Below are 15,259 nucleotides of genomic sequence, written 5' to 3' on the forward strand. Positions count from 1 at the left end.
CGCACTGACAACGCCGACCTCGACCCGTCCCAAGCGCTCTTTCACGCGAACTTCCACGGCACGGGAACTTCGCCAGGTGTCCGTGCGCTTGCTTACAGTGGCAGGTCTCGCAAGAAATCCAGTATCGCGATCGAAGGGACGTACATGCCCATGGGTCACACGGCCACAGCCCAGGCCGGCTCCGGCGGCTTGACAGCGACCGAGCACCGTCTGGCCAACGGCCTGCGCGTGGTGCTCTCCGAGGACCATCTGACCCCGGTCGCCGCGGTGTGCCTCTGGTACGACGTCGGGTCGCGCCACGAGGTCAAGGGACGCACGGGTCTGGCTCACCTCTTCGAGCACCTGATGTTCCAGGGCTCCGGACAGGTCAAGGGGAACGGACACTTCGAGCTGGTGCAGGGCGCCGGCGGCTCCCTCAACGGGACGACCAGCTTCGAACGCACCAACTACTTCGAGACGATGCCCACGCACCAGCTGGAACTGGCCCTGTGGCTCGAAGCCGACCGGATGGGCTCGCTGCTCGCCGCGCTCGACGACGAGTCCATGGAGAACCAGCGGGACGTCGTCAAGAACGAGCGCCGCCAGCGGTACGACAACGTTCCGTACGGCACGGCGTTCGAGAGGCTGACCGCCCTCGCCTACCCCGAGGGCCACCCGTACCACCACACCCCGATCGGCTCGATGGCCGACCTGGACGCGGCGACGCTCGAAGACGCGCGGACCTTCTTCCGTACGTACTACGCGCCGAACAACGCGGTGCTGTCGGTCGTCGGCGACATCGACCCCGAGCAGACGCTCGCCTGGATCGAGAAGTACTTCGGCTCCATCCCGTCCCACGACGGCAAGCAGCCGCCGCGCGACGGCACGCTCCCCGAGATCATCGGCGAGCAGCTGCGCGAAGAGGTCCACGAGGAGGTCCCGGCGCGGGCGCTGATGGCCGCCTACCGGCTGCCGCACGACGGCACCAGGGAGTGCGATGCCGCGGATCTCGCGCTGACCGTGCTCGGCGGAGGCGAGTCCTCCCGGCTGCACAACCGCCTGGTCCGCCGCGACCGCACGGCCGTTGCCGCAGGTTTCGGGCTGCTGCGGCTGGCCGGCGCGCCGTCGCTCGGCTGGCTGGACGTGAAGACGTCCGGCGGTGTCGAGGTGGCGCAGATCGAGGCCGCGGTCGACGAGGAGCTGGCCCGGTTCGCCGCCGAGGGGCCCACGCCCGAGGAAATGGAGCGCGCTCAGGCACAGTTGGAGCGCGAGTGGCTGGACCGGCTCGGCACGGTCGCGGGCCGCGCCGATGAACTCTGCCGGTTCGCCGTGCTGTTCGGCGACCCGCAGCTTGCCCTGACCGCCGTCCAGCGGGTCCTCGACGTCACTGCGGACGAGGTCCAGGCGGCGGCCAGGGCCCAGCTGCGCCCCGACAACCGGGCGGTGCTCGTCTACGAGCCGGTCGATCCGGCCGAATCCGCCGACGCGGAAGCCGACGAGACGGACACCGACACCGACGCGCACGAAGGGGCGGACAAGTGACCGACGCTGCCGCGACTGGAGTATCGATGGAGTACCACCCGCAGCCGACCCCCGGTACGGCCAGGCCCTGGGCCTTTCCCGCACCCGAGCGCGGCGCCCTGCCCAATGGGCTGACGGTGCTGCGCTGCCACCGTCCCGGCCAGCAGGTCGTCGCGGTCGAGATCTTCCTCGACGCCCCGCTGGACGCCGAGCCCGAGGGCCTCGACGGCGTGGCCACGATCATGGCGCGGGCCCTTTCCGAGGGCACCGACAAGCACTCCGCCGAGGAGTTCGCCGCCGAGCTGGAGCGTTGCGGAGCCACCCTCGACGCGCACGCCGACCATCCCGGCATGCGGGTCTCCCTGGAGGTTCCGGCCTCCCGGCTGGCCAAGGCGCTCGGGCTGGTCGCCGAGGCGCTGCGGGCGCCCGCGTTCGCCGACAGCGAGATCGAGCGACTGGTGAACAACCGGCTCGACGAGATTCCGCACGAGCAGGCCAACCCGGCCCGGCGTGCCGCCAAGCAGCTCTCCAAGGAGCTCTTCCCGGCCACGTCGCGGATGTCACGCCCGCGCCAGGGCACCGAGGAGACGGTGGAGCGGATCGACTCCGCGGCCGTGCGCGCCTTCTACGAGGCCCATGTCCGGCCGTCCACCGCGACCGTCGTCGTCGTCGGCGACCTCACCGGTATCGACCTGGACGCCCTGCTCGCCGACACCATCGGCGACTGGACCGGGAACACGGTGGAGCCCCGTCCGGTCCCGCCGATCACCGCCGACGACACCGGCCGCGTGGTGATCGTCGACCGTCCGGGCGCCGTGCAGACGCAGCTGCTGATCGGCCGCATCGGCGCCGACCGGCACGACAGCGTGTGGCCGGCCCAGGTCCTCGGCACCTACTGCCTGGGCGGCACGCTCACCTCCCGGCTGGACCGGGTGCTGCGCGAGGAGAAGGGCTACACCTACGGCGTGCGGGCCTTCGGGCAGGTCCTGCGCTCGACGGCTCCGGACTCCGCCTCCGGGGCGACCGGCGCGGCGATGCTGGCGATCAGCGGCTCGGTGGACACGGAGTCCACCGGACCGGCGCTCGACGACCTGTGGAAGGTCCTGCGGACCCTGGTGGCCGAGGGACTGACCGACGCCGAGCGCGAGACCGCTGTGCAGAACCTCGTGGGTGTCGCCCCGTTGAAGTTCGAGACGGCTGCCTCCGTCGCCGGCACGCTCGCCGACCAGGTCGAGCAGCATCTCCCGGACGACTACCAGGCGCAGTTGTACGCCCGTCTGGCCGAGACCGGCACGGTCGAGGCGACCGCAGCCGTGGTCAACGCCTTCCCCGTGGACCGGCTGGTCACGATTCTCGTCGGCGACGCCGCGCAGATCGAGGGGCCGGTCAGGGCGTTGGGCATCGGTGAGGTTTCGGTCGTCACCGGCTGATGCGCCAAAGCCCCGCCAAGAGGGGCAAAGGGGGACCCTGGTGAGCCGCTTCTCGCCAGGGTCTTCCCTTTTGCCCGATTCGAGGCGAAAGCTTCTTGCTTGCCCTGTGGGATGCGCTACAAAGCGCCCTGTCCGTTTGGTGAATGAAAGTGCCCCCGCCTAGCGTCGGCTCCACTGTCCGTCACTCGTATGCCGCAATCCGTGGCGCCGGGCAGTGATCGTCGAATCCCCGTCAGGCGCGAGCCTGGGGAGCCGGGGACCCACACAGTCCCTGGGGTGAATCGGATGCCGCGACCTCCTGTGAGGCCGGGGATCCGTAGGAGACCTTCCTGCTCCGAACCCGTCAGCTAACCCGGTAGGCGAGAAGGAAGGAAAGGACCAGCTACTTCATGGCGTTCACCCGCCCCACCGGGAAGCACCGTGCCCCTAGCCGCCTGAAGCGCAGGAGCGCACGCGTCACCGGAGTCGCGACGCTGGCGACCACCGGCGTCATCGGCGGGCTGGCCTCTCCGGCCCTCGCCACGGATGCCGAGGCCCCCTCCGGCAACGAAACCGGTCTGACCCAGGTCATCGCCATCGAGGATGCCCTCGCCGACCAGGTGGCCACCCAGGCCGAGGTGCAGAAGCGCCAGGCCGACGTCGCCGCGAAGGCTGCCGAGGCGGCCAAGGCCGAAGCGGAGACCGAGGCGGCGGCGAAGGCCAAGGCCGAGGCCCGCGCCAAGGCGGCCCGTGATGCGAAGGCCCGCGCCGCCCGTTCCGCCGAGCGCACCCGCCTGGGCTCCTTCCAGCTCCCGGTCGCCGGTTCGTACGTCACCACCGGCTACAAGTCGAGCGGGTCCCTCTGGTCTTCCGGCCGCCACTCGGGCATCGACTTCCACGCCGCCTCCGGCACCTCCGTCGTCGCCGTCGGCGCCGGCACGGTCGTCGAGGCGGGCTGGGGCGGTGCCTATGGCAACAACATCGTGCTGCGGATGACGGACGGCACGTACACCCAGTACGGCCACCTCTCCTCGATCGGTGTCTTTGTCGGCCAGAGCGTCGGCATGGGCCAGCAGATCGGCCTCTCCGGCTCGACCGGCAACTCCACCGGACCGCACCTCCACTTCGAGGCCCGCACCACGCCTTCGTACGGCTCCGACATGGACCCCGTGGCGTACCTGCGCGCCCATGGCGTGAACGTCTGACCGACGTCCCATCCGCAACACGTCGAAGGCCCCGGCTTCCGCCGGGGCCTTCGACGTGTCCGTTCCTGCCGATCCGTCCCACGGAACCGTCCCCGGGCCCAAAGATATTCATGGTTTTCGGCCCGGCGTCGGAAATGCAGTCGCATTGGCGGGAAGGCTTCCCCCTGATCGGAACCCTGGAATCAGACGGTCTCCGGGAGCTCCTCGAGCCCCTCGGTGACCAGCTTCGCCAGACGGTCGAGCGCGGCTTCCGCGTCGTCCGCCTCGGAGGCGAGCACGATCTCCTCGCCGCCGTGCGCGCCGAGACCGAGCACCGCGAGCATGGAGGCGGCGTTCACCGGGGGGCCGTCGGACTTGGCGATCGTCACGGGGATGCCGGACGCCGTGGCGGCACGGACGAAGATGGAAGCGGGGCGGGCGTGCAGGCCTTCGGCCCAACCGACATTGACGCGGCGCTCAGCCATGGTTCTGCCCTTCACGAATCAATGGTTGTCTAGACCAGTCTCTCACTCGGTGCGCTGCCTCCCGCCGACCCGCAACCCGGCCTCAGCCCGTGCCGCACGGCCGATCGGAGCTCTCAGACTGCCCCGGCCCCGGGCCCTACGCGACCGCTGACCGCGCCGTAGGCTTTGTCCATGCAGCCCACGCCGGAGCAGAGTCCGCACCACGCGTACCCCGACCACTGGGAAGCGGATGTGGTGCTCCGCGACGGCGGTACGGCCCGCATCAGGCCCATCACCACGGACGATGCCGAGCGCCTGGTCAGCTTCTACGAGCAGGTCTCCGACGAGTCGAAGTACTACCGGTTCTTCGCTCCTTACCCCCGTCTGTCCGCCAAGGACGTCCACCGCTTCACCCATCACGACTACGTCGACCGGGTGGGGCTCGCCGCCACGGTCGGCGGCGAGTTCATCGCCACCGTCCGCTACGACCGGATCGACGCGAACGGCCGGCCGGCCTCCGCCCCTACCGACGAGGCCGAGGTCGCTTTCCTCGTCCAGGACGCGCACCAGGGCCGCGGCGTGGCATCGGCGCTCCTCGAACACATCGCCGCAGTGGCGCGTGAGCGCGGCATCCGGCGCTTCGCCGCCGAGGTGCTGCCCGCCAACAACAAGATGATCAAGGTGTTCCGTGACGCCGGGTACACCCAGCAGCGCAGCTTCGAGGACGGCGCCGTCCATCTCACCCTCGACCTCGAACCGACCGCCGAGTCCCTCGCCGTCCAGCGCGCCCGCGAGCAGCGGGCGGAGGCGCGGTCGGTGCAGCGACTGCTCGCACCGGGGTCCGTCGCCGTCATCGGCACCGGGCGTAACCCCGGCGGGGTGGGCCGCACGGTTCTGCGCAACCTCCTCGGTGCGGGTTTCACCGGCGGTACGTACGCCGTGAACAGCTCGTTCGCCGCCGCTCAGGGAACGATTGACGGAGTCCCCGCGCACCGTTCCATTGGCGAGATCGGTGAACCGGTGGACCTCGCGGTCGTCGCCGTGCCGGCGGACCGGGTCCCGGAGGCCGTCGCCGACTGCGGCGAACACGGCGTCCAGGGCCTCGTGGTCCTCTCCGCCGGATATGCCGAATGGGGTGCCGAAGGCAGGGAAAGGCAGCGCGAACTGGTCCGCCAGGCCCGCTCGTACGGCATGCGCATCATCGGCCCGAACGCCTTCGGGATCATCAACAACGCGGATGGCGTACGGCTGAACGCCTCCCTCGCCCCCGAGCCGCCCGCCCCGGGGCGCATCGGTCTGTTCACACAGTCGGGCGCGATCGGCATCGCCCTGCTCTCCGGGCTCTACCGGCGCGGCGCGGGTCTGTCGACGTTCATCTCCGCGGGCAACCGCGCCGACATCTCGGGCAACGACTTCCTCCAGTACTGGTACGAGGACCCGAACACCGACGTCGCCCTGCTCTATCTCGAATCCCTCGGCAATCCGCGGAAGTTCACCCGCCTCGCGCGGCGCACCGCAGCGGTGAAGCCGGTCGTCGTGGTGAAGGGGGCCCGGCACAGCGGCAGCACCCCGCCCGGTCATGCGGTGCCGATCAGCCGGATCCCGGACGCGACGGTCTCCGCGCTCATGCGGCAGGCGGGCGTGATCCGCGTCGACACGGTGACGGAGATGGTCGACGCGGGCCTGCTCCTCGCCGACCAGCCCCTCCCGGCGGGACCCCGGGTCGCGATCCTCGGCAACTCCGAGTCCCTGGGCCTCCTCACGTACGACGCCTGCCTGGCCGAGGGGCTGCGCCCGCGCCCGCCCCGCGACCTCACCACCGCGGCCACCCCGCAGGACTTCCGGGATGCGCTGGCGGAGGCACTCGCCGACCGGAGCTGCGACGCGGTGATCGTGACGGCGATCCCGTGGGTCGGCGAGAACGGCCAGGCGGAAACGGGTGACGGCGAGGTCCTGGCCGCCGCGCTGCGCGCGGCGGCGGCCACGGGGCCGGCCAAGCCGGTGGCCGTGGTCCACGTGGAGATCGGCGGCCTGGCGGAGGCGCTCGCGGCCGCCAGCAGCACGGTCGCTGCGCCGCGGATGGCCGCGACGGCTGCCCCGGGTGCTTCGGCCGCGGCGGACGGCAAGGGCACCCCGCGCGTCACGAGCCCCACAGGCACTTCAGCCACGCCGAGCACCACCGGCACCCCAGCCACCTCAGCCCCGCCGGATCCCCCGGCCCAGCCGAACGCCCCCGGCCCCGGTGCTCCCACGCCGTCTGCTCCCTCCACCGGCCGGATCCCCGCCTACCCCGCCGCCGAGCGTGCCGTCCGTGCCCTCGCCGAGGCGGTGAAGTATGCGCAGTGGCGACGGCAGGCCGCGGTGCCCGGCAAGGTGCCCGAGTTCCTCGAGGACACCATCGACGCGGCAGGCGCCGCCGACCGTATCGACGCCCTCCTCGGGCCCGACCCCGATCCCCGGGGCCGTCAGCTCAGCCACGACGAGGCGCGCGAACTCCTGGGCCGCTACGGCATCTCCGTACGGCCGACGCTCCCCGCCCCCGACCCGGACGCCGCCGTCGCCGCGGCTGCCCGGCTCGGCTATCCGGTGGCGCTCAAGACCACCGCACCTCATCTGCGCCACCGCGCCGACCTCGGCGGCGTCCGGCTCGACCTCGCCAACGAGACCGCGCTGCGCCGGGCGTACGGCGAGCTGACCGACCTGCTCGGCAAGTCAACCGAGCTGCAGCCGGTCGTCCAGTCCATGGCACCGCGCGGGGTGGACACCGTCGTGCGGGCCACGATCGACCCGGCGGCGGGCGCCGTCCTCTCCTTCGGTCTCGCGGGCGCGCCCTCCGAACTCCTCGGGGACACCGCCCACCGCCTCGTGCCGGCCACCGACCGCGACGCCGCCGAACTGATCCGGTCCATCCGCGCGGCCCCGGTCCTCTTCGGCTGGCGGGGCTCGGCGCCCGTCGACACCGCGGCGCTCGAGGAACTGCTGCTGAGGGTGTCCCGGCTCGTCGACGATCACCCCGAGGTGGTCTCCGTCGCACTGGAACCGGTCGTGGTCGCCACGCAGGGGCTGACCGTCCTCGGCGCGACCGTCCGGCTGTCGCCGCCACCGGCCCGTACCGACCTCGGCCCCCGTCGCCTGCCCAACTACTGAATCCACGGACGATCTGCCGCAGGCCCTGTCCACAGCGTCCCCGGCAGGCATCCACCCCCCGTAGGATGGTCCGTATGGCGAAGACCGGTACGACGACCCAGGGGCTGCGCGCGGCGATCGAGCGCAGCGGCTACTACCCGGCCCTTGTGGCCGAGGCGGTGGAGGCCGCCGTCGGGGGTGAGCCGGTCGCTTCGTACCTGGTGCACCAGGAGACGACCTTCGACTCCAACGAGGTGCGCAGGCACGTCACGGTCCTGGTCCTGACGGACAACCGTTTCATCGTCAGCCACACCGACGAGCAGAACGCGGACACCAGTTCCCCGTCGCCGTACGCCACCACCTCCACCGAGTCCGTCAAGCTGGACCGGATCTCGTCGGTGGTGGTCAGTCGCGTCGTGGCCGACCCGGAGAAGTACGTCCCGGGAACACTGCCCCGCGAGGTCGTCCTAACCATCGGCTGGGGCGCGGTCTCCCGCATCGACCTGGAGCCCGCCGCCTGCGGCGACCCCAACTGCGAGGCGGACCACGGCTACACCGGCAGCTCCACCGCCGACGACCTGAGCCTGCGCGTCAGCGAGGCCGGTGACGGCCCGGACACGGTGCGGCAGACCCTTGCCTTCGCCCAGTCCCTCTCCGAGGCGACGGCCGCGACCGCGGCTACCGGCCGCTGATGGCCCAGCCTGCCTGGCAGGACCCCGTTCTGCTCCCTCTCGACACCGCTCCCGTCCCCGCGTACGGCAGCGGTTCGCTCGCCGATCTGCTGCCGACGCTCGTCGCCGGACAGGGCGTGCCCGGCTTCACGGCGGCGATACCGGAGCTCACCCCCGCCGACCGGAACTGCGTCTTCCTGATCGACGGACTCGGCTGGGAGCAGATCAAGGCCCATCCGGACGAGGCGCCGTATCTGCACTCGCTGCTCCCCACCTCTCGCGGGGGCACGGGCCGTCCCATCACGGCGGGCTTCCCGGCCACCACCGCGACCTCGCTCGCCTCGGTCGGTACGGGGCTGCCGCCCGGCGCACACGGCCTGCCCGGCTACACCGCTCGTAATCCGGAGACCGGCGAGCTGATGAACCAGCTCCGCTGGAAGCCCTGGACCTCGCCGGCGGTCTGGCAGCCGTACCCCACTGTCTTCCGGCTCGCCGACGAGGCCGGTGTGGCGACCGCGCAGGTCTCCGCCCCGACCTTCCAGCACACCCCGCTCACCGAGGTCGCACTGAGCGGCGGCACGTTCCACGGCAGGCTCTCCGGCGAGGACCGGATGGACCTGGCCGCGGACCGGCTCGCCGCCGGTGACCGGTCGCTCGTCTACACGTACTACAGCGAGGTCGACGGCAAGGGGCACCGCTTCGGCGTCGACTCCGACGCCTGGCGCGGCCAGCTGATGTACGTGGACGGTCTCGTGCAGCGCCTCGCCGAGCAGCTCCCGCCCCGCTCGGCGCTGTACATCACCGCCGACCACGGCATGATCGACATCCCGTTCGGCGAACAGTCCCGGATCGACTTCGACGAGGACTGGGAGCTGCGCGCGGGCGTCGCCCTGCTCGGCGGCGAGGGCCGGGCCCGCCATGTGTACGCCGTCCCCGGCGCCGAGGCCGATGTGCTGACTGTCTGGCAGGAAGTGCTCGGCGAGCAGTTCTGGGTGGCGAGCCGGGACGAGGCGATCGCGGCCGGCTGGTTCGGTCCGAAGGTCGACGAGCGGGTGTACGGCAGGGTCGGTGACGTGGTGGCGGCCGCCCGCGACGACGTGGTGGTCACCGCGTCCGTCCAGGAGCCGCACGAATCGGCGATGGTGGGCATGCACGGCTCAATGACCCCCGTCGAGCAGCTCGTCCCGCTCCTCGAAGTACGCTCGTAACCCGTTTTTCTCCCTCTCCGGCCCTTGCTGAACCGAAAGGTGTTCACCCCCTCATGCCCGAGCTTGTGTTCTTCTCCGGAACGATGGACTGCGGAAAGAGCACGCTGGCGCTGCAGATCGGCCACAACCGGTCGGCCCGCGGGCTGCAGGGCGTCATCTTCACCCGTGACGACCGGGCGGGCGAGGGCAAGCTCTCCTCGCGGCTGGGGCTCGTCACGGAGGCCGTCGAGGCCGAGGAGGGCATGGATGTGTACGCTCATCTCGTCGACCACGTCACGCGTGGCGGCCGGGCGGACTACGTGATCGTGGACGAGGCACAGTTCCTCGCTCCTGTACAGATCGACCAGCTCGCCCGGATCGTCGACGACCTCGGCCTGGACGTCTTCGCGTTCGGTATCACCACCGATTTCCGGACGAAGCTGTTCCCCGGGTCTCAGCGCCTCATGGAACTGGCCGACCGGGTCGAGACCCTTCAGGTCGAAGCGCTCTGCTGGTGCGGTGCACGGGCGACGCACAACGCCCGCACGGTGGGCGGCGAGATGGTCGTCGAAGGTGCCCAGGTCGTGGTGGGGGACGTCAACCAGCAGGCGGACGAGGTCGGTTACGAGGTGCTGTGCAGGCGCCACCACCAGCGCAGGATGACCAGCGCGACGGCCCGCGCGGGTGCGCTGTCGCCGGACGTCCTTCCGGTGACGTCCGGCTGAGCCGCCCCCGGACCCGCGGAGCCGGCCTGCTGTGGGGCACCGCTTCACCCTGGACATGGGTCCCTGGGGCCGGCTGGCGTGCGAGGTACTCGCTGTCGAGCCTGAGCGTCCTCTGCGCTATACCTTTGCCCCTGGCTCGCTGGGCACCACCGTCACCTGGCGGCTTCACCCCGAGGGGACGGGCACCCGGCTGTTTCCGGAACATGCCGGGTTCGATGTCGACTCGCCCCTGGGCGAAGCGGCGTTCCACGGCATGGCCGACGGGTGGCCGGACGTCCTGCTGCGCATCGAACCGGCGCTCGCCGGTGGGGACCGGTAGCGGGCCCGCGAACGGAAGGGGCTCAGGGGACGCGGCGGACGCGGCCGCCCACGGCGTGAGGGATCACTGTTCCTCGGACCGTACGATCGTGAAGGCGGCGCCCTCCGGGTCCGAGACCGTCGCCACGCGCCCGCGCGACCCGTCCCGCGGGGGTTGCAGCACATGCCCGCCGAGATCCACCACCCGTGCGGCCGCCTCGTCGGTGTCGGTGACCTCGAAGTACGTCATCCAGTGCGGGCCCCGGTCGCGCGGGAGGGCACGGCCGACGCCGTGCAGCGAGGCCACCGGGCGGCCGTTCAGGTGCAGGGTCTGGTAGTCGAAGTCGGCCGAGACCACCGCCTCTGCGTCGTAGCCGAAGACCGTCTGGTAGAACTTGGCGACGGTCGAGGTCTCGCGGGTCACCAGCTCGTTCCAGACCGGGGTGCCGGGAACCCGCGCCAGCGCCGTACCGAGATGCGCGGCGGCCTGCCAGATCCCGAAGACCGCGCCGTTCGGGTCGGAGGCGATGGCGAGCCGGCCGGCCTCACCGGCGTCCAGCGGTCCCACGGCGACGGTGCCGCCGCAGGAGCGGATGGTCTCCGCCGTGACGTCGGCGTTGTCGGTGGCCAGATAGGTCGTCCAGGCGACCGGCAGGTGCCGCTCCGGCGGCAGCTGCCCGATGCCCGCGACCTCCTTCCCGTCGATCAGCGCCCGCACGTACGGGCCCAGTTGCTGCGGGCCGGGCCCGAACTCCCAGCCGAACAGCTCGGCGTAGAACTTCTGGGTCGTGGACAGGCCGTGCACGATCAGACTCACCCAGCAAGGTGTTCCGGGTGTGCGCCGAACGGCAGCCTCGGTCATCGTCACTCTCTCCTCGGACCATCGTGGTGGCCGTACGGGGGGAACGGGGCCGACGCGCCGACCGGCGGTGCGGGATGTGTGCGCCCCGTGCAGATGCTTGCACCACCCGGCGCGCGATGCGCCCCGGCCGCGCCGCATGTTCCCGGATCTCGACAGAGGAAGTCCGTTTTGATGCGATATATCCGTTGTAGCGCTGTTACCGGTGTGCAGGCTTCTGCGCGAGGATGGCACCCATGAAGCCCATCATCTCCGCATTCGAATGTGCGAGCGAGTCGGCGGGGCCACGTCCGCCGGTGCTCCTGGACGTGCGTTGGCAGCTCGGTGGACCGCACGGCCGTCCCGACTACGAGGCCGGGCACATCCCCGGTGCGGTCTTTGTCGATCTGGACGCGGAACTCGCCGGTCCGGCAGGCAGCGGCGGCCGTCATCCACTGCCCGACCCCGAGGAATTCGGCGCCGTGATGCGCCGCGCCGGGGTCTCCCGCGACATTCCGGTCGTGGTGTACGACGGCGGTCAGGGCTGGGCCGCGGCACGCGCCTGGTGGCTGCTGCGCTGGACGGGCCACCCGGACGTCCGCGTGCTGGACGGCGGTCTCGCCGCCTGGGGCGGCGAGCTCTCCACCGAGTCGCCCACCCCGGCCGAGGGCGACTTCAGGCCCGAACCGGGTGCGCTGCCCCTGCTGGACGCGGAAGGCGCGGCGGCGCTGGCCCGCTCCGGACTGCTGCTCGACGCGCGGGCCGCGGAGCGCTACCGCGGCGACGTGGAGCCGATCGACCGGGTCGGCGGCCACATCCCCGGCGCGGTCTCCGCCCCGACGTCCGAGAACACGGGTGGTGACGGACTGTTCCTGCCCGCGGAGGCGCTGGCCGCCCGCTTCAAGGAACTCGGTACGGACGGGGCACCGGAGGTCGGCGTCTACTGCGGCTCCGGGGTCTCCGGTGCGCACGAGGTGCTGGCCCTGGCCGTCGCGGGAATCCCCGCCGCGCTGTACGCGGGCTCCTGGTCCGAGTGGTCCGCCGACGAGTCCCGGCCGGTGGCCACGGGCCCCGACCCCCAGTAGCGGCGCCATCCGGAACTGCGGTGACCGGTTCCGGAGGCAGGCCGCACGAGGACCCGTACGCAGCGGCGTACGGGCCCTCGTCATGCCACGGTCACCCGGGTCAGTCCTGCTTCTTGCGGCGGGTGCCGAAGACGATCTCGTCCCAGCTCGGCACCGCGGCCCGGCGGCCCGGACGGACACCGTCCGCCTCCGCCTGGCGGTCGGTCGTCCCGGTCAACCGATCGCGGTGACCGGCCACCGCGCGCGGCATCAGCACATCCGCATAAGCGGAACCGGCGCCCGCGGAGGCTGCCGCGGCCGGCGGCTCGTCGGCCTCCGACCCCTGAGCGGCGGGCTCGGTCGTCGGCGGTTCGGGCCGCTCCGGCACCACCATGTCGCCACGGAAGCTCGGCACGGCCTCCAGCAGACTGGTCAGCGAGTCGCGCTCACCGGCCGAGACTCCGACGTTGTGCTCCTCGGGCTCGGGCGGAGGCGGCGGAGCGGGCCGTTCCATCTGACGGTCGAGCGCACGGTCCAGCGGCCGGTCGCGCGGCAGCCGGGCGATCCGGGGCACGAACGGGAAGCTCGGCTCGGGCGCGGCGACATCGTCGGTCTCGCCGATCAGCGAACGCGCCTCGTCGTCCACGGCCTGGACCAGGCGTCGCGGCGCGTCGTACGTCCAGCTCGCCGAGTGCGGCTCGCCCGCGACCCGGTACACCAGCAGGACCTCCCAGGTGCCGTCGTCGCGACGCCAGGAGTCCCACTGGACGGTTTCCTTGTCGGCGCCGCGCAGCAGGAGTCGCTCCTGCACCGCCTCGCCGAGCTGGGGGCCGGTGTTCTCGCCGGGACGGCGCACGGGAGTCTTCCGGGCCCGCTCGGCCATGAAGGCGCGCTCCGCGAGCACGGGGCCCTCGAAGCGGCGGACACGGTCGACCGGAATTCCGGCGAACTGAGCGACCTCCTCCGCAGAGGCACCGGCTCGTATCCGGGCCTGGATGTCGCGGGGGCGGAGGTGGCTCTCCACCTCGATCTCGATCTGGCCGAGCCGCGCGCGGTCGTTGCGCACGGCAGCGCGCAGCCGCTCGTCGATCGGAAGCGTGTACTCCGTGCTGTCCGCAGCCTTGAGCACCAGTCGTGTGCCGTCGTTGGAGACGGCCACGACACGCAGTTCGGGCATGGGGACCTCCCGGGTGGTGCCTGCCGACGTCACGTGCGTCGCTGCTTCCGCTAGTCGAGTGTGGCCTGCCCGGGTGCAGCCTGCCACAACATTGCCGTGTTGCCCGGCGTGTCGGGTGTGAGCCCTGGATCGCCGGTATGACACGGTGACCTTTGCGCAACGCTGAGTGACCAATTGTCACCCCGCGTAGCTGGCCCCCGTGTGATGCCGTGGCGCCGCCGGATCGAGTGCCTCCTTCGGCCCCGTCCCGAAGGTCCCGGACCCCACGTGGGAGTCCGGCCCCAGGGCTCGCCACAGTACTCCATTCGGGCCATGTGGGTGGACCGGCGCGCCGCCGAAGTTCTCGGCGGGTGCGGGAGTCCAACTACCCAACTGGACGCGAAATGCCCATGACGCGTGTCCTGCTTCACAGAATCACCGGAAGTGGAACTATTCACTTCGCCCAATTGTCCCTTCCTGTTGCATGGTGGGAGAGATGTCAATCAAGGGCTGGAAATGGTGCAGAAGCCGGAAAGTGACACAGAACCCAGAGAAAGGCGTATCGATCTGAGCCTGCCGCAGGTTGCCGGCAGTGCGGTGGCAGCGGTCGCGGCGGCAGTGGCGGCCTCGCAACTGGGTGTGTACGGAACGATTCTCGGCGCCGGAGTGATGAGCATCGTCGCCACCTGCGGCGGCTCGGTCTTCCAGCACTTCTTCCGTCGCACGGGCGAGCAGATCCGCGAGGTCACGGTCCACGCGAAGCTCACGGGCAGGGAGACCCGCGGGGCGAGCGGGACGCGTGAGGTGCGGGACGCGTACGGAGCGTCGGATCCGCAGGAGGTACGCGCGGCACGCGACGTGGCGGAGCGCGAGACGTGGGGTGCTCACCGGCCGCCCGACGGATCCGCGGACGCGACAGCGGTGCTGCGCACGGCCGCGGCCGACCCGGACCGTACGCAGCTGCTGAAGCCGCTCGCCGATCACGAGACCCGGCCGCTGCGGCCCCTCGGCACGGACAGGACCCAGCTGCTCACGTCTCCCGACACGGATGCGACCCGGCTGTTCGGGCCCCGTCCCAAGGACGGGGCCCGGCGGCCGGTGCCGCACGGCCCCGCCCCGGACGAGGAGTTCTCCGCGTCGACCATCCACGGAACCCGCATCCGCGGCTGGAAGCGGTCGGCCGTCGGGGCCGCCGCGGTCTTCGCCGTGTCCATGGCCGGGATCACCACGTATGAGCTCGTCTCCGGCGGCGATCTGAGCGGTGGTCACGGAACGACCGTGGGATCCGTCGTACGCGGCGGGCAGGGCTCAGAGCCCGCAGACCCGGCACCGTCCGTCAGCACGGACCCGGGTCAGGGGCGGACGCCAGGTCAGGAGAGCGGCGGGACGCCGGGCACGGACCCGCAGGGCGGGCAGAGCCCGAGTCCGGGCACCGGCCAGGGCGACCGCTCCACGGCCGAGCCGACGCCCGCGCCCACATCGTCGACCTCGGGCGGCGGCCCGGCGACTCCGGCTCCCACGCCCACTCCGACGGCGCCCGGCGACTCCGGCAGCGTCGCCCCGGACCCCACCGGCGCGGGTGTCGCCCCGGGGCAGGAGGCACCGGCCACGACCGGCACGGGCGCCGGCCGGTGACCG

General features: G+C 71.7%; 12 protein-coding genes, 1 pseudogene and 1 riboswitch. Of the genes and pseudogenes, 10 read left to right on the forward strand and 3 right to left on the reverse strand.

Translation table 11 applies throughout. The features are described from left to right. Nucleotides 1-144: 144 nt before the first annotated feature. The 3 genes from ACGFSA_RS21965 (at nucleotide 145) to ACGFSA_RS21975 (ending at nucleotide 4,114) form a co-directional block, all read left to right on the forward strand. On the forward strand, nucleotides 145-1,521 hold the full coding sequence (locus ACGFSA_RS21965) for a M16 family metallopeptidase (RefSeq protein WP_393306629.1): 1,377 nt from the start codon (nucleotides 145-147) through the stop codon (nucleotides 1,519-1,521). A gap of 26 nt (nucleotides 1,522-1,547) precedes the next feature. Beyond that, entirely contained in the window at nucleotides 1,548-2,930 is a 1,383-nt protein-coding gene (locus ACGFSA_RS21970; protein ID WP_393306716.1) for a M16 family metallopeptidase, read from the forward strand. A 209-nt stretch (nucleotides 2,931-3,139) separates the two neighbouring features. After that, nucleotides 3,140-3,307: riboswitch (cyclic di-AMP (ydaO/yuaA leader) on the forward strand. Between the two features lie 12 nt (nucleotides 3,308-3,319). After that, on the forward strand, nucleotides 3,320-4,114 hold the full coding sequence (locus tag ACGFSA_RS21975) for a M23 family metallopeptidase (RefSeq protein ID WP_393306631.1): 795 nt from the start codon (nucleotides 3,320-3,322) through the stop codon (nucleotides 4,112-4,114). A gap of 182 nt (nucleotides 4,115-4,296) precedes the next feature. On the opposite strand, the gene ACGFSA_RS21980 is transcribed toward ACGFSA_RS21975, so the two are convergent. Continuing rightward, nucleotides 4,297-4,578, reverse strand: coding sequence for an HPr family phosphocarrier protein (locus ACGFSA_RS21980; RefSeq protein WP_393306633.1), 282 nt, complete (start codon nucleotides 4,576-4,578; stop codon nucleotides 4,297-4,299). 171 nt (nucleotides 4,579-4,749) lie between these two features. On the opposite strand from ACGFSA_RS21980, the gene ACGFSA_RS21985 reads away from it, so the two are divergent. The 5 genes and pseudogenes from ACGFSA_RS21985 to ACGFSA_RS22005 all read left to right on the forward strand — a co-directional run. After that, on the forward strand, nucleotides 4,750-7,704 hold the full coding sequence (locus ACGFSA_RS21985) for a GNAT family N-acetyltransferase (RefSeq protein ID WP_393306635.1): 2,955 nt from the start codon (nucleotides 4,750-4,752) through the stop codon (nucleotides 7,702-7,704). A 74-nt stretch (nucleotides 7,705-7,778) separates the two neighbouring features. After that, nucleotides 7,779-8,375 carry a DUF5998 family protein gene (locus ACGFSA_RS21990; RefSeq protein ID WP_037701269.1) on the forward strand — a complete coding sequence of 199 codons (597 nt, stop codon included), beginning with the start codon at nucleotides 7,779-7,781 and terminating at the stop codon, nucleotides 8,373-8,375. Beyond that, nucleotides 8,375-9,562: an alkaline phosphatase family protein gene (locus tag ACGFSA_RS21995; protein WP_393306638.1), complete on the forward strand. Its 1,188-nt coding sequence runs from the start codon at nucleotides 8,375-8,377 to the stop codon at nucleotides 9,560-9,562. The genes ACGFSA_RS21990 and ACGFSA_RS21995 overlap by 1 nt, the downstream gene beginning before the upstream one ends. A 53-nt stretch (nucleotides 9,563-9,615) precedes the next feature. After that, nucleotides 9,616-10,266 (forward strand): thymidine kinase, encoded by a 651-nt coding sequence (locus tag ACGFSA_RS22000; protein WP_393306640.1) that lies wholly within the window; start codon nucleotides 9,616-9,618, stop codon nucleotides 10,264-10,266. 25 nt (nucleotides 10,267-10,291) lie between these two features. After that, nucleotides 10,292-10,585, forward strand: a pseudogene (locus tag ACGFSA_RS22005) (SRPBCC domain-containing protein); the annotation flags it as partial. 63 nt (nucleotides 10,586-10,648) lie between these two features. On the opposite strand, the gene ACGFSA_RS22010 reads toward ACGFSA_RS22005, so the two are convergent. Beyond that, nucleotides 10,649-11,425: a VOC family protein gene (locus ACGFSA_RS22010; protein ID WP_393306642.1), complete on the reverse strand. Its 777-nt coding sequence runs from the start codon at nucleotides 11,423-11,425 to the stop codon at nucleotides 10,649-10,651. A gap of 233 nt (nucleotides 11,426-11,658) precedes the next feature. Between ACGFSA_RS22010 and ACGFSA_RS22015 the strand changes: the two genes are divergently transcribed. Then, nucleotides 11,659-12,486: a sulfurtransferase gene (locus tag ACGFSA_RS22015; RefSeq protein WP_393306644.1), complete on the forward strand. Its 828-nt coding sequence runs from the start codon at nucleotides 11,659-11,661 to the stop codon at nucleotides 12,484-12,486. Between the two features lie 100 nt (nucleotides 12,487-12,586). On the opposite strand, the gene sepH is transcribed toward ACGFSA_RS22015, so the two are convergent. Beyond that, nucleotides 12,587-13,642 carry a septation protein SepH gene (gene sepH, locus ACGFSA_RS22020; RefSeq protein ID WP_393306646.1) on the reverse strand — a complete coding sequence of 352 codons (1,056 nt, stop codon included), beginning with the start codon at nucleotides 13,640-13,642 and terminating at the stop codon, nucleotides 12,587-12,589. Between the two features lie 495 nt (nucleotides 13,643-14,137). Here sepH and ACGFSA_RS22025 point away from each other — a divergent pair, with 495 nt between their 5' ends. Next, nucleotides 14,138-15,256, forward strand: a complete 1,119-nt coding sequence (locus ACGFSA_RS22025) for a hypothetical protein (protein WP_393306648.1) — start codon at nucleotides 14,138-14,140, stop codon at nucleotides 15,254-15,256. Nucleotides 15,257-15,259: the final 3 nt, after the last annotated feature.

The organism is Streptomyces sp. NPDC048496 (assembly GCF_043200055.1).
Lineage (GTDB): Bacteria > Actinomycetota > Actinomycetes > Streptomycetales > Streptomycetaceae > Streptomyces.